General features: G+C 31.1%; 24 protein-coding genes and 1 other annotated feature. Of the genes, 4 read left to right on the plus strand and 20 right to left on the minus strand.

Annotated elements, in window-relative coordinates:
- Nucleotides 1–517: 517 nt before the first annotated feature.
- Complete coding sequence (rpmF, locus tag BN350_RS12630) at nucleotides 518–685, minus strand: 50S ribosomal protein L32 (protein WP_008790438.1); 168 nt, start codon at nucleotides 683–685, stop codon at nucleotides 518–520.
- Between the two features lie 12 nt (nucleotides 686–697).
- Nucleotides 698–1,219 (minus strand): YceD family protein, encoded by a 522-nt coding sequence (locus BN350_RS12635; protein WP_231385284.1) that lies wholly within the window; start codon nucleotides 1,217–1,219, stop codon nucleotides 698–700.
- 146 nt (nucleotides 1,220–1,365) lie between these two features.
- On the opposite strand from BN350_RS12635, the gene BN350_RS12640 reads away from it, so the two are divergent.
- Nucleotides 1,366–2,511, plus strand: coding sequence for a nucleotidyltransferase (locus BN350_RS12640; protein WP_028043935.1), 1,146 nt, complete (start codon nucleotides 1,366–1,368; stop codon nucleotides 2,509–2,511).
- Here the strand turns inward: BN350_RS12640 and BN350_RS12645 are convergent.
- Nucleotides 2,504–3,382, minus strand: a complete 879-nt coding sequence (locus BN350_RS12645; RefSeq protein WP_028043936.1) for an HAD-IIB family hydrolase — start codon at nucleotides 3,380–3,382, stop codon at nucleotides 2,504–2,506. The genes BN350_RS12640 and BN350_RS12645 overlap by 8 nt on opposite strands.
- 675 nt (nucleotides 3,383–4,057) lie before the next feature.
- Between BN350_RS12645 and BN350_RS12655 the strand changes: the two genes are divergently transcribed.
- Nucleotides 4,058–4,810 (plus strand): threonine/serine exporter family protein, encoded by a 753-nt coding sequence (locus BN350_RS12655; RefSeq protein WP_028043937.1) that lies wholly within the window; start codon nucleotides 4,058–4,060, stop codon nucleotides 4,808–4,810.
- A 1-nt stretch (nucleotide 4,811) separates the two neighbouring features.
- Nucleotides 4,812–5,267 (plus strand): threonine/serine exporter family protein, encoded by a 456-nt coding sequence (locus BN350_RS12660; RefSeq protein WP_028043938.1) that lies wholly within the window; start codon nucleotides 4,812–4,814, stop codon nucleotides 5,265–5,267.
- Nucleotides 5,268–5,289: 22 nt separating this feature from the next.
- Here the strand turns inward: BN350_RS12660 and BN350_RS12665 are convergent, their stop codons facing one another.
- From BN350_RS12665 to BN350_RS12690, 6 genes are all read right to left on the minus strand, one after another.
- Complete coding sequence (locus tag BN350_RS12665; RefSeq protein WP_028043939.1) at nucleotides 5,290–6,705, minus strand: C39 family peptidase; 1,416 nt, start codon at nucleotides 6,703–6,705, stop codon at nucleotides 5,290–5,292.
- Nucleotides 6,706–6,753: 48 nt separating this feature from the next.
- Entirely contained in the window at nucleotides 6,754–9,144 is a 2,391-nt protein-coding gene (pheT, locus tag BN350_RS12670; protein WP_028043940.1) for a phenylalanine--tRNA ligase subunit beta, read from the minus strand.
- Nucleotides 9,145–9,147: 3 nt separating this feature from the next.
- A complete protein-coding gene (gene pheS, locus BN350_RS12675) occupies nucleotides 9,148–10,182 on the minus strand; it encodes a phenylalanine--tRNA ligase subunit alpha (protein ID WP_028043941.1) in 1,035 nt (344 codons plus the stop codon).
- A gap of 32 nt (nucleotides 10,183–10,214) precedes the next feature.
- Nucleotides 10,215–10,418, minus strand: a binding site (T-box leader).
- A gap of 57 nt (nucleotides 10,419–10,475) precedes the next feature.
- Nucleotides 10,476–11,351, minus strand: a complete 876-nt coding sequence (locus BN350_RS12680; protein ID WP_028043942.1) for a DUF4299 family protein — start codon at nucleotides 11,349–11,351, stop codon at nucleotides 10,476–10,478.
- A 17-nt stretch (nucleotides 11,352–11,368) separates the two neighbouring features.
- Complete coding sequence (locus BN350_RS12685; protein WP_028043943.1) at nucleotides 11,369–12,091, minus strand: TrmH family RNA methyltransferase; 723 nt, start codon at nucleotides 12,089–12,091, stop codon at nucleotides 11,369–11,371.
- Nucleotides 12,088–12,753 carry a M48 family metallopeptidase gene (locus tag BN350_RS12690; protein WP_028043944.1) on the minus strand — a complete coding sequence of 222 codons (666 nt, stop codon included), beginning with the start codon at nucleotides 12,751–12,753 and terminating at the stop codon, nucleotides 12,088–12,090. Before BN350_RS12690 ends, BN350_RS12685 begins: the two co-directional genes overlap by 4 nt.
- A gap of 60 nt (nucleotides 12,754–12,813) precedes the next feature.
- Between BN350_RS12690 and sspI the strand changes: the two genes are divergently transcribed.
- Nucleotides 12,814–13,005 (plus strand): small acid-soluble spore protein SspI, encoded by a 192-nt coding sequence (gene sspI, locus BN350_RS12695; protein WP_044600314.1) that lies wholly within the window; start codon nucleotides 12,814–12,816, stop codon nucleotides 13,003–13,005.
- Here the strand turns inward: sspI and BN350_RS12700 are convergent.
- The 11 genes from BN350_RS12700 to infC all read right to left on the minus strand — a co-directional run bounded on the left by BN350_RS12700 (nucleotide 12,997) and on the right by infC (nucleotide 21,446).
- Nucleotides 12,997–13,452 (minus strand): hypothetical protein, encoded by a 456-nt coding sequence (locus BN350_RS12700; protein WP_044600315.1) that lies wholly within the window; start codon nucleotides 13,450–13,452, stop codon nucleotides 12,997–12,999. The genes sspI and BN350_RS12700 overlap by 9 nt on opposite strands.
- Nucleotides 13,442–14,308: a hypothetical protein gene (locus BN350_RS12705; RefSeq protein ID WP_028043947.1), complete on the minus strand. Its 867-nt coding sequence runs from the start codon at nucleotides 14,306–14,308 to the stop codon at nucleotides 13,442–13,444. Before BN350_RS12705 ends, BN350_RS12700 begins: the two co-directional genes overlap by 11 nt.
- A 61-nt stretch (nucleotides 14,309–14,369) precedes the next feature.
- Nucleotides 14,370–15,563 carry a S1C family serine protease gene (locus tag BN350_RS12710; protein ID WP_028043948.1) on the minus strand — a complete coding sequence of 398 codons (1,194 nt, stop codon included), beginning with the start codon at nucleotides 15,561–15,563 and terminating at the stop codon, nucleotides 14,370–14,372.
- A gap of 101 nt (nucleotides 15,564–15,664) precedes the next feature.
- Complete coding sequence (locus BN350_RS12715) at nucleotides 15,665–16,507, minus strand: patatin-like phospholipase family protein (RefSeq protein WP_028043949.1); 843 nt, start codon at nucleotides 16,505–16,507, stop codon at nucleotides 15,665–15,667.
- Nucleotides 16,507–17,577, minus strand: a complete 1,071-nt coding sequence (locus BN350_RS12720) for a M42 family metallopeptidase (protein ID WP_028043950.1) — start codon at nucleotides 17,575–17,577, stop codon at nucleotides 16,507–16,509. The genes BN350_RS12715 and BN350_RS12720 overlap by 1 nt, the downstream gene beginning before the upstream one ends.
- Nucleotides 17,578–17,704: 127 nt before the next feature.
- Nucleotides 17,705–18,475 carry an ABC transporter ATP-binding protein gene (locus tag BN350_RS12725; RefSeq protein ID WP_028043951.1) on the minus strand — a complete coding sequence of 257 codons (771 nt, stop codon included), beginning with the start codon at nucleotides 18,473–18,475 and terminating at the stop codon, nucleotides 17,705–17,707.
- Nucleotides 18,468–19,769 carry an FtsX-like permease family protein gene (locus tag BN350_RS12730; protein WP_028043952.1) on the minus strand — a complete coding sequence of 434 codons (1,302 nt, stop codon included), beginning with the start codon at nucleotides 19,767–19,769 and terminating at the stop codon, nucleotides 18,468–18,470. The genes BN350_RS12725 and BN350_RS12730 overlap by 8 nt, the downstream gene beginning before the upstream one ends.
- Nucleotides 19,770–19,782: 13 nt before the next feature.
- Nucleotides 19,783–20,196 (minus strand): MarR family winged helix-turn-helix transcriptional regulator, encoded by a 414-nt coding sequence (locus BN350_RS19185; protein WP_049945571.1) that lies wholly within the window; start codon nucleotides 20,194–20,196, stop codon nucleotides 19,783–19,785.
- A 118-nt stretch (nucleotides 20,197–20,314) separates the two neighbouring features.
- A complete protein-coding gene (rplT, locus tag BN350_RS12740; RefSeq protein ID WP_028043953.1) occupies nucleotides 20,315–20,674 on the minus strand; it encodes a 50S ribosomal protein L20 in 360 nt (119 codons plus the stop codon).
- 19 nt (nucleotides 20,675–20,693) lie between these two features.
- Nucleotides 20,694–20,888, minus strand: a complete 195-nt coding sequence (gene rpmI, locus BN350_RS12745; protein WP_028043954.1) for a 50S ribosomal protein L35 — start codon at nucleotides 20,886–20,888, stop codon at nucleotides 20,694–20,696.
- Nucleotides 20,889–20,903: 15 nt separating this feature from the next.
- Nucleotides 20,904–21,446 carry a translation initiation factor IF-3 gene (gene infC / locus BN350_RS12750; protein WP_081652913.1) on the minus strand — a complete coding sequence of 181 codons (543 nt, stop codon included), beginning with the start codon at nucleotides 21,444–21,446 and terminating at the stop codon, nucleotides 20,904–20,906.
- Nucleotides 21,447–21,510 lie beyond the last annotated feature (64 nt).

Raw genomic sequence — 21,510 nt, forward strand, 5'->3', positions numbered from 1 at the left:
CTTCTAAAGTCAGGTTCTATATCATAACAAACCATACCTTAAAAATAAAGATTTTTTATTAAAATCACAATCAGATATAATTAATGACTTACATATTACCTCAAGCAATGTTTCTGATTGGGTAAGTGCAAAAATATCCACAAATAGATAAAGTACAGATGATTGCCGATTATTTACATATTTATCAATCAAATCTTATAAAAAATAAAAATGATGATGAATATATACTCACAAGCTGATATTTCTTATATAATGGAGATATCGACTGGAATCTTGTGGATTTGTTAATGATAACATATTTAATTATGTTGTTCCTGGTGATAGACCACATCCAAGAAAAGAATATTTTGCACAGATTGCCAAAGGTAACATCATAATTGAAGTTGTATAGATGATGTTTCTGCATAGATAAGAACATAGCAACTTGTATGAACAAAAGGAACAACTTTATAATTTTGAAAGTTAATGAAGTTTAAAAACTTTATAAAATAAAAAAATGCCTTTCTAAGGCAGTTTTTTATAACACTTTTTGTCCGTTGTAAGTTCCGCAATGTTTGCATACTCTATGAGATAATTTGTATTCTCCACATTCAGGGCAAACAACTACAGCTGGTACAGTTAACTTGTCATGTGTTCTTCTTTTGTTTCTTCTTGTCTTTGAAACTCTTCTTTGTGGTACTGCCATAGGTACACCTCCTTATTCTTTATCCTTAAAATAATCTTTAAGTTTCGCTAAGCGAGGATCTATATAATCCTCATCCTCATGTTCGTCTTCTTCATTTAATACTTTCCAACCATTGCCTTCGGTTTTCAAAGTTGCACCATCTTTGACGACGCGCATTGGGACATCCAACATGATTTCTTGGAAAATCACTGGAGTTAAATCTACTGTATCTCTTTTCACTTCTATGACATCTTCGTCATCTAGCGGTTTATAAAAAGCAAAAGTTACAGAAGAATTAATTTCAAAAGGATAATCCACATCTTCTAACGAAACGGCACATGGTAGAATCATTTGACCTTTGACTTTAAAATCAACGTATAAGTGACGATTTTTCATGTCTAGACGTCCTTGTCCAGTCACAAACACACTCTTCAAACCATTGATTTGAGATAAGTTGTGGAACATTTCAGATGGAAAGTATAGTGTTTCTTCAAAATCAAAACACCCATCTTTCTGTTTCACAATCCATTGTAAATTCCACTTCAAAAAAATCACCCTTTACACCGCATAGCCAATTATATATAAAACTGCTAAATATGTCAATCATAATTTATCATATTTCAGCGAATAATTCATTCTTTTTGTCTATAATCTACCCATAATGATAAAACTATGATAAACTATCCAAAAGAGGTGAGAATATGAAAGTTTTAGGGATCATTGTTGAATACAATCCATTTCATTATGGACATCAATATCATATACAAAAAGCCAAAGAAATGATACAGTGTGATTATACAATTGCTATTATGTCATCTTCTTTTGTCCAAAGAGGAGAACCAGCTATTATTGACAAATGGAATCGTAGCCAATTAGCTATTGAATTTGGTGTTGATTTAGTGATTGAACTTCCTTTTGTATACAGTTGTCAAAGTGCAGATTATTTTGCAATGGGAGCCATTGATTTACTACATGCCATTGGTGTCACTGATATCTGCTTTGGAAGTGAAGATGGTCATATTGATACATTCATAGAAATTGCTCATGCCATTTTTAAAGATCAAAAAGAATATGACCTTGTTGTTCAAAAAGCAATGAAAGATGGTTTACGTTACCCTGATGCCTGTAATCAGGCTCTTAAACAAATTATGGGAAAAGAAGTTAGGACACCAAATGATTTATTAGGGCTCAGTTATGTGAAAGAAATCATTTCCCATCAGTATCCAATAACCCCTCATTGTTTTCAAAGAACCAATGATTATCACGATACACAACTCAAGCATATTGCTAGTGCTACTGCTATACGACAAGCTATCTTTCAACAAATAGACTATCAGCACTCACTTCCTCATCCAGAATTATATGATAGAGAAGTCTATTCACTTGATGATTTTTATCCTTATTTGACTTATCGCCTTCTAACAATTGATAAACACGAATTACATAATATCCATCTTGTAGATGAGGGATTAGAAAACTTACTAATTCAACACATTCAAAAAGCGCACTCTATGTCAGAATTCATTAATGCTGTTTCTTCAAAACGTTATACTAAACCTCGTATTCAAAGAATGCTCATTCATATCCTTATGAACAATAGTAAAAGTTCTATTCAAGAAGCTATGCATATCGATTATTTACGAATCCTTGCTATGAATGAAAGCGGACGCGAATACTTATCCCATATTAAAAAGCAATGCCCTTATACAATTGTTACAAATATATCTCGTTATCAACATCCAGCCTTAGATATAGAAATCAAGGCAACAAAACTTCTCTCTTTATTATCACCACAAAAAGAAGAATTTATAAAAAAGGAATATTCTCATATTCCTTATCTTAAATAAGATGTAATGTTTCTAAAATCTCAATTCCTTTTTTCACAGCACCTTGTTCATTTGTTACATCTAATGAATAAGATGCTTTTTCTTTTGCAGCGGCATGTGCATTTGCAGGTGCAAATGAATAAGGGAAACCTGCTAACATCCCTACATCATTAAGACCATCTCCAAAAGTTGCCACTTCTTCAATAGACAGCCCTTTCTCTTTTATAACTTCTTTAAGCATACTACCTTTATCATGAATATCACTTGTAATTTCAATATTTTCAGCATAAGAAGAAGATATATGTAAATGACCTATTTCATCGAACAAATGGCTGACTCCTGCAACCATAGACGGATCTATATGACGAGCATCTATTTTTAAGGGCAATGCTCCTTGTTGATAAAGTTCATCAATATGCTTAACAGGATGAACATTTCTTAAAAAACCCTTTCTTGTAAAAAATGCTGCATTGGGAAACAATGATTCATCTTCAATATTACGTGATTTTTTAAGAATATCAATATGTCTTTGATAATAAGTATCAATATCTTCAAAAATATATTTTCCCTGTTGTGTATGAACAGAAATATGATATTGATATTTTAACAAAATTTCCATAACTTGTTCAAAAGACTTTTGCTCCATTGGATAGTAATCATTAACATCACCACTATAGCTTCTATATTGTGTTCCATTATTAAGAATCAATGGACTATAAACCTTTTTTAACTGACAAAAATCATCAACCATATCAAAATCTCTTCCTGTTGCAAACATAAACTCAATACCTTGTGCACGTTTTTCATTAATCTTATGAAAACTCACTTCATCAAATGTATTATCATAATTTAATAAAGTTCCATCAATATCACATACAATTAATCTTATCATAATTTACTCCTTTTCAATTTTACCTGAAAACCCTTAAATATTTTACCATTTTCATATTCCCAAACTATATACATCTCCAAGATTATAATACAAATAAATACCATCAAAACCATAAATCATCTCATGCATAAACGTCCCTTTCAATACATATATTCAATCAATAGACTAACAATACGATCACCTATTCTTATATAATCAATCTTACACTTTCTTTTATCCTCTGTTGTAATACTCCGTCAAATGTTATATCCAACCTCTCTTTAAAAACAGTTTCATATAGACCTACCTCATCTTCATCTATTGTCTCACCTATTCCATCTTTTCTAATTTCACAATCTCATTCTATTCAATAGAGGACTTTAAATCTTTAACAATAACTTGAAATAATATTTTTTCGTAATATTATTCGCTTTGAAATTATCATTCTTTCGTCATAAGGTTTTCTTTGGATAATTCACATAATTTTCAATTTGATAGAGAGATTAAGAATATATTCATATACAATAGAACTATTCAAAAACGATTTTTATCTACTTCTTTTCCACCCTTTGCTCTTATTTATTTTACAGTATATTTAAAGACATTATAGCAATTTACAAAATAAGAAAATAATTTTAATCAAGACTATGCAGAGACATCAATTTATGTTATAAATAAATACTGTGAGGTGAAAACATGAACGATTTAGAAATATTAGAAATGATTAATGAAATAGGTTATTTATTATTAAAACATGGTGCAGAGATTTATCGTGTAGAAGAATCTTTACAGCGTATGTGTCAAGGATTAGGATTTCAAAATGTAGAAGTTTTTGCGATTCCTACTTATTTTACACTTTCCTTAACTCGTCATGATGGTACACCTTATCATTCGTCTAAACGTTCACGTACAAACCGTATGCATTTAGATCATCTTTATGAATTAAATAATCTTGTTCGTCAAATCAGCAATCAAGAATTAAATAATAATGAAATACGTCAAAAAATTGATGAAATCAAATCTCAAAAATTAAATTTTCAATTAATCTTAATTGGTTATATTGTTTCTGCTGCTATGTTTTGTGTTTTCTTTGGTGGTGGATGGAATGAAATGCTCGTTTCAGCAATCATTGGATTTGTTTTATATTATTTTATATATTTAATGGAAAAATTAAATATGAATGGCATTGTAAGAACCATTCTATCAAGCATGGTCCTGTCAACCATTGCAATCATTGCACATAAAATGAATTTGATTGGTGATCAGCAATCAGTTATTACAGGAACATTGATGTTATTGGTGCCTGGTATCGCTATTACAAATAGTTTAAGAGATATTATTGGTGGTGACTTTGTGTCTGGTTTATCACGCATGATTGAAGCCATTTTAATTGCTGCAAGTATTGCAATCGGTGTTGGGATTATGATGATGTTATTGAAGGGAGCATAATATGCAGGAAGTTATTCAGTGTCTATCAGCTTTTGTTGGCTGCTTTGGATTTACTTTTATATTTAGAATTCATAAGAATTTACGTTTTGCTTTTACAGGTTCTCTGATTGGAACCTTAGGATGGATGATTTATCTAGTGACCCAATTTCTAAATAATACTTTCTTACAAAGTTTTATAGCTATGCTCTGTGTTGCTTTGTTAGCTGAAATGATGGCTCGTTACTATAAGGCTCCTGCAACTATCTTTATTATTGTTGGTTGTTTCCCGCTTGTTCCAGGAAGTGGTATTTATTATACTATGCTCTATGCTGTACAAGGTATGAATGATTTATTCATGGAAAGTTTCTTATCTACCTTAGGAATTGGTATTTCTTTAGCATTAGCTATTTTAATATCTTCTACCACATTACAAGTTTATAAACGTATAAAAACAAAGAATTTTATAAATGTAGAATAAAAGAAGAGACACATCTCTTCTTTTATTCTACTATAGTGAAAGCTTGACTTCCCATACTCTTATAAGCTTTTTCAAATGCTTTACGTGAATACTTACGAACTCCAGATAAAGGATCATTCATTATAACATTATTTTCATCATAACCCACCAGTAATAATGAATGTTCTGCAATAGGAAAAGATATTCTTTGATTTGTATACTCTCCACTTATTGTTTTCACATACCATTTTTTTGTAGAAGAATATTTGACATCATTCATAGAAGCAGTCGCCCATACTTGAACTGGATAATCTCGTGCTATATAACTGAATAGTTCATCAACACTGACACCTGTTAAATCAATAACTTTCTCTTCACCAGATTGATTCTTTATCACTTTTTGAACAACCTTTATCATTGGTTTACAATAAATACCATATCCTTCACGGCTCATACTTCCTGTAAAAGCTTCATTTGGATCAGCTCCATAAAGTTTTCCATCTTTTGTTTGCAAAGGAATCGTTGGCACTTGTTTAACAAGTTTTGATAAAGACATCTCATAATCATGATATTGCAGCAACATAGTTGATGATGCTGATTCACAGCCATTATAATAGCCAGGATTTTGCATAATCATTGGCACATCTTTTATTTTATAGGAACGATTTGCAACAACGACTTCTCTTTTGATTTTTGCTTGATTACCAGCCTGATCACTGACCTGATAAACAATAGGATACACACCTATTTTTTGAGTATCAACATCTCCATTGACAGTTATATTAGCAGTACAATCACCATCTAAGTCATCAATTGCTTTTACACCTTTCAAAGGATCAAATGTATTCCCTACAACAATCAATTGATTACCATAAGAAATAACTGGCGCAGTCTTATCTACAACATTCAAAGTCAATGATTCATGTGCTATATTCCCCGTTGAATCAGTTGCTTCAACTTCTACTGTATATTTTCCAATTTTATCAATGTTAAGATTAGACTTAATAATTTTTAACTGACACTCTTCTCCCGAATTATCATCTACTTGAATCCACTTCATTAAATTAAAATTTTTGTCTTTATAAACTATATCAGACTGATATTGAATAGTTGGTGGCTGCGTATCTTGAACAATCAAAGCACACTCATAGATATCATCTTGATAAACAACTTTCACTGGATACTCGCCTATTGCTGGATAGCTTTCTTCATCCATATACTCTATACTTTCAATAAGAATTTGTGCTGATTGAGAAATTTTTTCTTTTTCATGAGGAAGATAAAAGTTCAAATTAAGATACTCACTTGCATCATGACTTAATTTTTCTCCGGCCTCTAAATAAATACGACCGTTATTTAACACATCAATATGACTACGATGATATAAACAGTAAATTAAACCTATGATACCAACAAATAAAATAGGCAAAACATAAACCCTTTTTTTTAAATGTCTCATATATCATTTCCTCCTACTATATTCAAAAAGGGACAATGTCCCTTTTTATTATGCACGTAAATGAGCGTCATATTCTTTTGTAACAGCCTCAAGAATCTGCTCCATAACTTCATTAATTGTTGTTTCATCCAACGTCTTTGTTGAATCCTGGAAAGTTAATGCAATAGCAACTGATTTTTTTCCTTCATCAATATGTTCACCAACATAAACATCAAAAATCTGTGTTTTAGAAATCAATCGTTTACTTGCTTTTTGAATAGTACGAACAACATCATATGTTGGAATATCCTGATTCATAACTAAAGCAATATCTCTTGTTACTGAAGGAAATTGAGGAATTGGAGTAAACTTCAACGCTCTTGTTTTTAAATTTAAAAGAACAGAAAGATTTAATTCAGCAACATAAGTATCTTTTACATCATACTTTTTAGCCATACGTGGATGAATTTCACCAATCACACCAACAATATCTTTCCCCATAACAATATAACCACTTCTTCCTGGATGGAAATATTGATTGTTTTCTTCAACTGGTTTCAGTGTATATCGAGATTCTTCAATACATAATTTCTTAAAGATTGTTTCAACAAACCCTTTTACTAAATAGAAATCAGCCTTTTGAGATTGTTGTAACCATGGTACCGTATGATACATTCCTGAACAGGCAATCGATAGAGTTTGAATCTCTGTATCTTTTGAATATGTATGAGATAACTCATAAATACAAACATCTTTATTAGCATGTGAATTATTAAAATTAATAGCTTGTAGTAATGAAGGAATGACTGATTTTCTAGTCACACTTCTTTCTTCTCCTAAAGGCATCATTAATTCAATTGTATCCGCTTTATGGAAAAGATTAAAATCATTAACCATTGTAGGAGACGTTAATGTATATGTCATGACTTCATGTAATCCTAAATCAGCTAATAAATGTCTAATAAACTTTGTTTTATCTTGCACTGGACTTAATGCCCCTTTGGTCATTTCCATATACGGTAATGTACTAGGAATATAATCATAGCCATACATTCTTGCGACTTCTTCAATCAAATCAGCTGCCATTGTCATATCATTACGATATGTTGGCACAGTCACTGTAAAAGATTCTTCGTCTAGAGTATAGTCAAAATGTAATCTTGTAAAGATATCTGCAATATCATCAGTAGAAATTTTTGTCCCTAACAAACCATTAACACGTGTTGTTGTTAATGTGACAATTTTCTTTTCAGGTGTATAAGGCGTTGTAACACTCTTATAAATTTCTTTTGCATCTGCTAAATCTTTTAATAAAGATGCACAACGATTCAAAACACGTTCTGTATTCGCTGTGTCAATAGCACCTTTAATATAGTGTTGAGATGCATCTGTTAATAAATTTAATCGACGTGCTGTATTTCTTAAATTAGCACCATTAAAGGTAGCTGCTTCAATCACAATATTAACTGTGTTTTCATCAATCTTTGTATCATTACTTCCCATGACACCAGCAACACATCCAATTCCATCATCAGTAGATACAATAATATCTTCTGGAAGAATATCATATTCTTGCCCATCTAATAAAATTGCTTTTTGCTGAAAACCTGTTTTAATAACAAAACCTTTTGTTTTAAGTTTGTCATAATCATACATATGGATAGGTTGACCTGTTTCTATCATCACAAAGTTAGAAATATCAACGATATTATTAATAGGTTTCATTCCACTTGCAAGTAATGCTGTTCTTAACCATTCTGGTGATTCTTTAGTGATAACACCTTTAACTAATTTAGCACCAAAGAATGGACATAAATCAGTTTTTACTTCTACTGTGATTTCACTATCTAACTCATCCATATCAATCATTTTTGGAACTTTGACTTCACGATTTAGTAAAGCCCCTACTTCATAAGCTAAGGAAATCATTGCCATACAATCAGAACGATTTGGTGTTAATCCAATTTCTAAAACAGTATCATCATAACCCATATATTTCAAAGCATCAACACCAATTGGTGCATCACTATCTAATACATGAATTCCCGCTTTATCTTCTTCTTTTAACAAACGTTGTTCAATTCCAAGCTCAGCAATTGAACAAATCATTCCATTAGACTCGACACCACGAATATGACTTTCTTTAATTTTAAAACCATCTCCCAAATCACATCCAGGTAATGCAACAATGACTTTTTGTCCTGCATCCACATTTGGAGCACCACAAACAATCTGATTCACAACACCTGGAGCAATTTCAACCTGGCATACATTTAAATGATCCGAATCTGGATGAGCGACTTTATCTTGAACATATCCCACAACAAGTTTATCACCTCTTGCAAAGACATGCATACCTTCCACTTCATGACCAATTGATGTTAATTTAGCAGCTACTTCATCTGCTGTGAAATCATCAACTTTTACATATTGATTCAATAATTTTAAACTTGCTTCCATACACTAATCCTTTCTCGTGAACTGATTTAAGAATCTTAAATCACCACTATAGAAATTTCTAATATTATCAATACCATATTTCAACATTGCAACACGTTCTAATCCAATTCCAAAAGCAAATCCTTGATAAACATCAGGATCAAAACCACACATTTCTAGCACTTTAGGATTGACCATACCAGCTCCTAAAATTTCAATCCATCCTGTATATTTACACATTGGACAACCTTTTCCTTCGCAATTATGACAGCTAATATCAACTTCAACACTTGGCTCTGTAAAAGGAAAATATGATGGTCTTAATCGAATTTCACGTTTTTCTCCAAACATTTGCTTAGCAAATAATTCCAATGTTCCTTTTAAATCAGCCATTGTAATATTTTTATCAATAACCAGTCCTTCACATTGACTAAACTGATGAGAATGTGTTGCATCATCATCATCTCTTCGATAAGTTTTTCCTGGACATATAATTTTAATTGGTCCTTTTCCTTTTGCATCCAGCATAGTACGCGCTTGTACTGGCGACGTATGCGTTCTCATCAAAGTATTTTCATCAATATAAAGAGTATCCTGCATATCTCTTGCCGGATGTCCTTTTGGTAGATTCATTAATTCAAAGTTATAATGATCAGATTCAACTTCTGGCCCCTCAGCTATAGAATATCCCATACCAATAAACAATTCTTCTAATTCTTCTCTAATCATAGATAATGGATGAATACTCCCTAGTGCTAAAGCATTACTTGGTAAAGTAATATCAATTTTTTCACTCTTAAGTTTTTCATTCATCTCAGCTTCTTCTAAAGTTAATTTTTTCTCATCAATAGCTTGTGTTATTTCTTGTTTAACTTTATTGGAAACCTGACCAAAAGAAGCTCTTTCCTCTTTTGACATATCTTTCATTGATTTCATTGCCGCTTGCATTGGCCCTTTTTTTCCTAGATAGAAGACTCTTAAATCATTTAATTCTTTTAATGATATACAATCATGAATCTTTGTTAAGGCTTCTTCCTTAATCTTTAATAGTTCGTCCATATGTTCCTCCTTCAAAATAAAAAATCGTTCCATCTAGGAACGATTATAATCGCGGTACCATCCTAATTCATAACAAACTCTTGTTATGCACTTAATTCACAGTAACGTTGTGTTGACGGCGATGATTAGTCGCACTCCAAGGTGAATTCAATAAATGCATTGTCAGAAAACTCACAGCAACTGTTTTCCTCTCTTTCACAATTTCTTTATCTACTTGTCCTCTTCATCGTGTTTACTGTTCATATTATAGCCAAAACTCAACATAAAAACAAGTCTTTTTTATATAACACAAATTATCCATTATATTTTTGATAAATCGTTTCTATTTCCTCTTCACTTAAACCTTCAAAGAAAATATGTTCACTATCAAATTCATGTAATTCATGATGAGATAACTCTTTCATAAATTCATCAAAAGAAATATCTCCCAGCATCTTTTCTTTTTCAAGTGAGACAAGTGCAACAATATAATGATCTGCTTCAATACTTTCACCCGTTTGAAAGTTTATACATGACATAGGTATCATTGGTTTTAATGGAAAGATTGTATCAACAGTCGCTGTTACTGTATAGACCCCTAATATAGAATCATCTTGTGTTTTATACATATGAGCATTTGCATAATACAAGTCTTTTATCTGATTTTGATGCAAATCATTAGCAAAGTTTGTTAATGTTTTATCAGTTAGCCAATGCTGTACATCTTGAGAACGAAAATAATAGGGCCACATTGTACAAAAGAAGTTACCATTATCATGATCATTCAAAAAAGACTGTAATGATGCATAACTAAAATCTTTAATATATGATTTCAATTCATTGATTTCATTCAATGATTTTTCTTCACCATCCTGTATAAATGTTGTTGTTTTCCAAAGTTTGCAAAGATGTTCAATTAATAAATAAAGATCATCTATCTCTTCACTCGTTGTAGGTAATAACATATGCAAACCGATCTGCGATGCTTCATTTTCATTCCAAATCACACTGATTCCTCTAGCAATATGATCAGGATGATAAATAGTCAATTCATTATCATTTCTTTCATCAGGAATCAAAACATAATTTTGATCATATCTTCCATAAGCAAACTGATCCATTAAAATATCTTTCATTTTTAATTTCTTTTTAAATAATCCTTGTTGATAAATTGTTATATCTACACTCATTTTTCATTCTCCTCTTATCATACTTGAAAATGATACATTGTTACTGCAGCTGCAATTGCAACATTTAAAGATTCAACAGTTTGAATTGGAATATAGAGCCGATGATTACATAAACCGAGAATATCCTCACTCACACCTTGCCCTTCATTTCCCATAATAAAAGCCATTCTCTCTTTTGAATTATATGAATCTATACTTTGCGCCTGATGTAAACATGTTCCATAAACATCAACACCTATATCTTGTAAAAATCGAATTGCTTCTGTTAAATTCATAATACAAACATTCATTTGAAACAACGCCCCTTGTGTTGCACGAACGACCTTATCATTATATAAATCAACGCAATCTGGCGACATAATGATTTGATCATAGCCAAACGCTAAAGCCGTACGCATAATGGTTCCAACATTTCCTGGATCTTGCACCCTATCTAACAACACATATCTTTTACCATTTTCCTGAAGTTGTTGATTATGTGGTTTATGACACACTGCCATAATAGGCTGAGGCGTTTTTGTAAAAGCTAATTTTTTCATGATTGACTCAGAAACATATAAAGTTTCTTCATCAAAGTGTTGATCTAATGTTGTGATAATGTATCGAATACACTGATGTTTTCTAGCTTCTTCTACTAAATGAAAACCTTCTATAAGATAAAGATTCATCTCATCACGATATTTTTTTTGCTTTAACTTCATTATTTTCTTTATTGTTTCATTTTGAATAGATGTAATCATACATGTTTCTCCTTTAAACTTTTTAATCTACTTTTATAATCAGGCATTCTTTTTTCAATTTCCAGATAAAACTGAGAAGAATGATTAGGCTGTAAAAAATGTGCCAGTTCATGCACAATGACATAATCAATTAATTCTTTTTCTAAATGAACCAAAGAAAGATTAAAAGTTATTTTATTTTCTCGATAATAACAACTTCCCCATCTTCCTTTATATTTTTTGATTTCAATATGTGGCATATCTAGATCAAAGTCATGTGCTAAATATGCAATGACTTTCTCTTCAATGTAGTCTAACAATATTTTTTTTAAATAAATATCTATACAACTTTGAATATTTTGATGGTATACATATAATTTTTGATCATGTATCTGACACTTCTTTTGTTCAACATTTCTCAAAAGAATTTCATATTTATGATTGTAAATATAAATATAACCATGATTTTGATATTGAGCATAAGGTTCAAATATTTCTATTTGTTTCAATAATTGATGTTGATATTTTTGAATATTATCTTCAATAAATGAAATAGGTGTCAAATAAGGTGCACTCACAACAATTCTGCCATCTTTCACTCTCATCCGAATGGATTTCATTTGTTTAAAATAAACATCATAATCAATAATTTGCTGATTTAAAACAATTTGATAACTTTTCATATAACTCCTTGAATAAACTCGATATAAATGACCTATATTATATAAGAAAGGATGATACAAATGCGTGAAGCTCTATTAATGAACTTAAAAGGCTTTTCAGCCTCTCAACTCCAACAGACAATAGATGATGGTATTGCCTCAAAAGAAGAAACAATTCTTGTTGGATTAGGTGTTTTATTTGAACAATACTATAATTCATTAGATACCCATTCTAAACAACAGTTTCTCCAAAATATTTCTGATTTACTTTAGACCAGTTTCTGGTCTGCTTTTTTTATCAATTATTTTATGCACCCATACAAATAACTCTGGCGTTCTTTTCCACATTTCCTTAATCATTCTTAAACTTATTAATAAACATAAAATAAATAAATTGTATTGAAATAAATCAAGAATAGGAATAAAGAATATACAAATACAGAGAATCCATAAACCAATACATGGTAAAAAAGTCACTTTCTCTTCATAAATATCATAAACAATTTTTGATATTTCAAAAACCACATAATCAAACACCCACATTAAAAGAAAATATAAGGTTGTATAAATATCAAAAACAAATAATCTTTGAATAGCTTCAGCAAATGAACACTGATAGTATTGAATCAACGAAATAATAAAAGCTATAAAAGCTGCCATTAAAGTCGCAAGAGCATTTCTAAACATATAAATAGTAACAAAATCTTTTCTACTTTTCATGACTATCCACCGCCTTAATTGCCCCTTTTAAATTTAGCATAAATGTATATCCCTCAGTGTCTGTATCTTTCTTTGTTAATGTCACTACACATCGAAGTTCACGTTCTAATAAAGATCCTTTATCATCATAGAAAGCAACAGTTTTATTTTTACCATTCAAAATATCTTCTGTCTTTCCTTTAACATAAGCAAAACGTTCATAATCATTAATATTGTCAACATCCCCATTTTCTTTCAAATAAAGATAATCAATAATAATATAAGGATATTCCTTATCAATTTGTTTATCTGTTGAAACAAAATCCCCTGTTTTTAACCACGATGCTGTTGCATATACATTTTGCAAAGCATAATTCTTATTAGCTCCATTGTATGCAATAATCTGTTGCATATTCATTGGCAGCGTCTGTTCATAAACTTTCTCATCATCACGCTTTACAATAACTTCTAAACTTGTCTCTTTAAACTCATCACCAGACATCTGTTCTTGTGTTTTTTCATGATTCATAAAAAGAACTTCATTATCACTTTTCACATCTAATTGATGCACATAACGCATTTCCTCTTTACCATTTTTAACAACAAAAGTCGCTATAACTTGATCACCTTCCAAAAAGAAACGATCATTTAATGCAACAATTCTTGCCCCACCATGACTTTGTTCATCATGATCTTTATAAAACTCATAACCATTAACACTCAAATCATCATTATTTCCCATAAAACAATACTGATAATCACTTGTGTTCACATATGTATGAAAAATAAAATTATCATACCAAAAAAACAATGTAACAACTAACATGCATAATAAAACAACTGATAAAATTAATTGTCTTTTGATTTCTTTATTCATAATATCACCATTTCACATTATATAGTTTTTATAGAAAAAAGGAAAGACCTTTCGTCTTTCCTTAAGAAGATCCAAGTTTTACATTGACGTCAGATGTAGAACCATTATGATTTATTGTCAATTTCACAGTATCACCAGGATTTTTAGAATAAAGTTTTGTTAAAAAGTCTTTATATGACTGAATTTCTTCACCATCGAATTTTGTAATAACATCGCCAGCCTGAATACCTGCTGAACTTGCTGCTGATCCACTTTGAACACTCGCAACATAAATACCTTTATTCAAATTTGTTTGAATACGATACATATACAGTTCATATGAAGAATATCCATCTAATGATAAACCAGAAATTCCTAATGTTGGACGATTGACTTTACCTGATGAAATAATTTCCTCTACAAGTTTAATCGCATCATTAATTGGTAAAGCAAAGCCCATACCTTCTACTTCTTCTGATGAATATTTCATTGAAGTAATTCCAACCAATTCACCAACTGCATTTATCAATGCACCACCACTATTTCCAGGATTAATTGCTGCATCAGTTTGAATAACATTCATATCCCAGTCTTCTTTTCCATCACCATTTAAATCAACAGAAACAGTACGTTTTGCAGCAGAGACAATTCCTTGTGTAACTGTGCCAGCATATTCAATTCCTAATGGACTTCCAACGGCTATAACAGGTTCACCAGAATCTAACAAATCAGAATCTCCAGTTTTAAAAGCAGTCACATCAAAATTCACATTCATTTTCAAGACTGCAATATCTCCATATTGATCACTACCAACCAACTCTGCTTTCACAGATTCACCATTTGAATAAATCACTTCAATAGATTGTGCTGAATCAATAACATGATGGTTTGTTATGACATATACTGTTTTTCCATCAATCTTATAAACAACACCACTACCACTACCAGAAAGTTTATTATTCTGATAAACAGCAACACCAACAGTTGATTCTTTTGCTTTCTTAATCACATCAGTTAAATCCGTTTTCACATCATAATTAATTGTTTGAACTTTCGCATTAGTTGTTGAACCATTCGTAGAAGATGACGTTCCTAAAACCTTATACATCAAAAATCCATTACAAGCCAAAGAGACAACTAATAAAACCGATACAATGAATTTAAAAATCGTATTCTTATTCCACTTATTTCGTGGTCCTTTTTGGCCATTTGGCTGATTTATATATTCATGGGACTCTTTGTTTTCTTCAAAAACATTTTCATTCATATCTTCCATTTTACAATCTTCCTTTCTCTATGTATTGTTCTTACAGTATTATCATATATGATAATTGACAAAACATTATTTTAAAAGTGTGTGAAAATGTCAAAAAATATCTACAGAAGTAATTTTTTTATACTTTCAATATTTTTCATAGCTAAATCATAACCAAATCGATAAATACATTCTATCTTCTGTAAATCTTTTTCAAAAGAATCAATTTGAACTTTCTGAGTGGGTCTTAAAATAATAGCCTTTCCATCACGTTCCAACTGTTCACAATAAGCTACTGTTTGATTATAATGATCATGTCTTGTCAATAGTGGCTCTACAAGTTTTGGATACTTTTTCTTCAAACGACGACTCGCTAATACATTCGCCTTAGAAAGAGTTTTACAATATCCTTTTGGTCTTGTTAAGACAATGAGCATTTTCTCATGTCCATCTTCCATTGCTTTTCTAATAGGAATCGGATCACAAATACCACCATCATAATATCCTTTTCCATTAAGATGAATCACTGGAAAAGCGAAAGGAATTGCACATGTTGCTTTAAGCATTGTACAATGTTCATCCAATTCTTTGCCATCTAAATACTCACATTGTCCGGTATCTACATTTGTGACGCCTACTTTAATTTGTGCTGGATTATTTAAAAAACAATTCCAGTCAAAAGGATACAACTCATTTGGGATTGTTTCATAAGCAAATTTCAATCCAAACAAGCTTCGGTCACTTAAATAATTACGTATTCCAACATAACGTTTATCATGACGATGATTCATGAGAATATCATAATTACGCTTCTTTTGTTTAGAAACATAAGAAAAGCCATCAGTGATGCCAGCCGATACACCAATAATATAAGGAAAATCAATACCAGCATCAAGCAATGCATCCATGACCCCACTTGAGAAGATGGGACGAAATGTTCCACCTTCTAAAATGAGTGCTCCCATTATCTTTTATCCTCAACCATTGCAGTATATAAATTTTGATCTAATGTACGAATAAATGCAACTAACAATTGAACAGTCGCATCAAAATCATCCACATGAATAATTGTACGATGGGAATGCATATAACGTGATGGAATAGATAACGTGATATTCATAACACCTGCTTCAACCTTGCTTAATTCTCCAGAGTCTGTTCCACCAGCCGCAATCATATCTAACTGATATGCAATATGATGTTCCTCACATAATGACTCTAACGCTTTTAATAAACCTGTATGAGCAATAACGCTACCATCCATCACGCTTAACGCAACACCACTACCTAATTTCACATCTCCTTTTTCACTTGGTAAATCTTGTGAGAAAGTGACATCAATTGCAATCGCAATATCTGGTTTGACCATTTGTCCTACTGTTTTAGCTCCTCTAAGCCCAACTTCTTCTTGAACAGTTCCTGCTCCATACAATGTAGGGTAAATATCTTGTCCTTTTAATTGACGCAAAACTTCGATAATGACCGCTACACCAATGCGATCATCCCATGCCTTTGACATCAAACATTTTTCATTTCCCATGACTGTAAACTCAGAAACAGGTGTAATTGGATCGCCTTTATGAATTCCTAAATCAAGTGCTTCCTGTTTACTTAACACTCCAATATCAATAAATGAGTCTTTTGGCTCAACAACTTTATTTCTTTCTTCTACTGACTTTCCATGTGGTGGTACAGACCCAAATACGCCCTTAATTTCACGTCCATCACGTGTTGTAATTGCCATTAAAGAAGATGGTAAATTCTGTCCCATCCAAGCACCAACTGGCTGCACTTTAATAAATCCACCTTCATCTATATCTTTCACAATAAACCCAATTTCATCAACATGTCCTGTTAATAAAACCTTCAAATCACTTTGACCATTCTTAATTCCAATCAAACTTCCTAATTGATCATATTGAATTTCATCAACACAATCCTCAATATATGATTTCATCAAACGTGTTGCCTGTTTCTCAAATCCTGAAATTCCATTCACTAAACTTATTTTCTTTAACATTTCTAAATCTACCATTTTTATAACCTCCTAGTCATATATTATATAACTATTTCTTATCATAAACAAATCATTTCAACTGAATATGAACCAAACAAAGTATACACACTTTTTTTTATTTCATACAAAAAACAGGCTAAGCCTGTTAATCTACAAAGAGTTTCTGCGACTCTACTGAATTCACATCAACAATTTTATAAAAATAATCTTTTTGAGATAAATGACCTCTTTCAATTGTTTCCTCAATTTCCCCATCTTTGATATATAATAATTTTTGTGAATAACTCGCAATCATAGAATCATGCGTCACCATTAAAATTGAAACACCATCTTGATCATTTAACTGTTTAAACAATTCTAATAATTCATGTGAATTTTGACTATCAAGATTTCCTGTTGGTTCATCAGCAACAATCAGTTTAGGATTAGTAACTAATGCTCTTGCAATGGCAGCACGTTGCCTTTGACCTCCTGAACATTCATAAGGATACTTATTTAAGAGTTGATGTACATTTAACTTTTGAGCAACTGTTTCAACCCTTTCATTCATTTCTTGAAGTGGAATATTAGCTAATGAGAGAGGAACAGCAATATTTTCAAAAATTGTTAATGAATCCAATAAATTAAATTCTTGAAAAATAAAACCAAGATTCTCATAACGAAAACGACCAATTTCATTTTCTCCCATTGTTCTCACTTCTTTACCATCAATATAAACATAACCTTTTGTAGGTACATCAATCGTTGAAAGATTATTAATAAATGTAGATTTTCCTGATCCTGATGGTCCCATCACACATATAAAATCCCCCTCATACATTGTTAAAGAAACATCTGACAAAGCTGTTACAGGATTCTTTGTCTCAATGCCATATATTTTCGTAACATGGTCAGCAACTAAAATTTCCTTATTCATAATGAACTCCTTCCTTAAGTGCCTTTAACACAGCATTTTTATATGATATATAGGTTAACACTCCTGCTATTAAGGCAGACAATATTTGTGTCAGTATAACTGTTATCATGAATTCCAAACTAATTCCCTGATGTATGAATGCCTGAATCAATGTAACAATAATATAAACAAATGGTAATCCCAATAATATAGCATAAAATGAAGACACTTCTTTTTTTATAATAGATAATAACTGATGATTTGTGTAACCCAATTTATAAAGATTATAATAAAACATTTTACGTGTTGTTGCTTCCATTGAATATTTATAAAGAATACTAGCCAGTAGCAATAATATAATCACAACAAATCCTACAATAGATGTAACCATCTCACGTGGATTATTCTGTTGCGAAATCATAATTGCAATCATCACACTTGATGAAACAGCATATATACCAATAAGCAAAACTGCTCTACGCAATGAATAATAAAGATTTGATAAAGCAATAAGCCATAAGCGATTTGCTATAAAATGATTTTGTTTGAGTTTCATAAACAAAGATGAAAAACAATATTTAATCATACCTCCTGTTGCTACAGCTCCAATAAAGCACGGAAACAATGCTGAAGAGGACGTATATGGAGTACTCACAAGTAAAATAAACCCTAATACATAAACCACCCAATAAACTGAAGTAGGGATTTGTAAAATCCTTTCATCTTTTAAAGTATTTCTATTTTCCTGTGATAACATATATTGGATATCTTTACGATATACGAACCCTGAAGCATAAACAAGCTGTGCTCCAATTATTGCACAAATGCAAATCATTGTATCAAAGATTGCATTGACAGGAATATAAAACATCGGTACCTGATAACTTAAGTATTGATAAATACACTGATTGACTCCTATTGATGCAATAGCTCCTAAACCAATACCAAGAGGAAACGCCATCAATGTCATTATCAAATTTTGATAGAATAAATACATAGTTGTATCCATAAATCCAGAACCAGACATAGTCATAATAGCAATTTCTTTAGTCTTTCGAGAAATATAGAAATTATTTGCAAAAATAATCATAAAAGCACAAAAAATAATAATGATAAATGATAATGTTGATGAAAAAGGAATATCTATTCCTGAAAGAGAAGCATTTGTATGCCTTTCATTCATTAAATAAACATTATCAATAATATTAAAAAACAAGAATGTTACAGCAATTGTTAAAGATAATGTCAATGTATAAACCATGCTCTTCTTATACTCTTTTTTTAACATTCTTATAGAAAACTTCAATGTTCCCATCTTTCAAACTCCTTTATAAAACATTTTCTAAACCCAATAAACATTCCTTAAATAAATCTGTATTTCCTCCTAATGCCAATATAATCTTCTTTTGAACACCATCAACAATTCCCTGAGTCTCTTCTAAAACTTCTCTGCCACGCTTTGATAATGCAAAAGAAGTTTGTCGACGATCTTTTTTAGAAATAGAAAAAATTAAAAAATCATGACGAATCATTCTTGATGTTAATCCTACTGCTGTAGGATGTGAAATTCCTAAGTATTGACAGATATCCTTTCCTATCACTTCACCTTTCTGCTGACTAATAAACCAAAGTATTAAGAATTGCTGAAAAGTTAAATGATATGGTTTTAACTTATGATTAATAGATGTCACTATCGCAGTTGATATTTTATAAATGTAAACACTGATATCTAGATTATCCATCATCTTCCTCCGTTTATATGTAGCATGCTACGTATAAGTATAAATTCTTACATATCACTTGTCAATAGAAAGCGTTTTCTTTTTTACAAAGAAAAAAACTACACAATGTGTAGTTTGATTATTTTGCTAAAGCTTTTTTTGCAGAATCTACGATTGCTGTAAATCCTTTAGGATCAGCAATTGCAATTTCAGATAACATTTTTCTGTTAATTTCCACATTAGCCAATTTTAAACCATGCATTAATTGAGAATATGAAATATCATTCATTCTTGCAGCTGCATTAATACGTGCAATCCATAATTTTCTCATTTCACGTTTTAAATTTCTTCTATCTCTATATGCATATTCTAATGAGTTCATGACTTGTTCATGAGCTGTTTTATATAATGTATGCTTTGAACCAAAATATCCTTTGGCTAACTTTAAGATTTTCTTTCTTCTACGTCTAGTTGTATATCCACCTTTAACTCTTGCCATATTTCTTTCCTCCTATTTATTACCCTTGTAATCTAGATTTAATTCTCTTCATATCTGAAGGGTGTACTAAAGTTGCTTTTGCTAAGTGTTTCTTTTGTTTATGAGTCTTGTTATGAGATAAATGTGAAACATACGCATGACTACGTTTCAATTTCCCTGAACCTGTTCTTTTTAAACGTTTTTTTAGACCACTGTGAGATTTCATTTTTGGCATAATTCTGTCCTCCTGTTATTTCTTCTTTGGTGCTAATATAGCTGTTAATGTTCGTCCTTCCATTTTTGCTGGTTTTTCGATAATACAATACTCAGCACATTCAGCAACGAAATCATTTAGTATTTTTTGACCAATATCAATATGAGCTAATTGTCTTCCTCTAAAACGTACAGCAATTTTCACTTTGTCTCCATCTTCTAACCATTTTATCGTTCTCTTCAATTTGACATTTTTATCATGAACATCAATTGTTGGAGATAATTGTGTTTCTTTTAAAGAGACAACCTTGGAATTCTTCTTCATTTCCTTTTGTTTCTTTTGTTGTTCAAAACGATATTTTCCATAGTCCATAATACGACACACTGGTGTCTTTGCTTTTGCAGCTACACAGACTAAATCAAGATTAGCGTCATATGCGATATTTCTTGCAGCATTACTCGACATGACTCCTAATTGATCACCATTTTGATCAATAACTAAAACTTCTTTAAAACGAATTTTTTCATTCACCAAGTCATCATTTGTTGTTTGGTTGTTATACTTGCTAATAATAGCCACCTCCTATAAATTTTGTAGTACAAATAAAAAGTGAGCACATAAAGTACCCACATATTGACATTAA

Origin of the sequence: Candidatus Stoquefichus massiliensis AP9 (assembly GCF_000455285.1) — a bacterium.
Taxonomy (GTDB): domain Bacteria; phylum Bacillota_I; class Bacilli_A; order Erysipelotrichales; family Coprobacillaceae; genus Stoquefichus; species Stoquefichus massiliensis.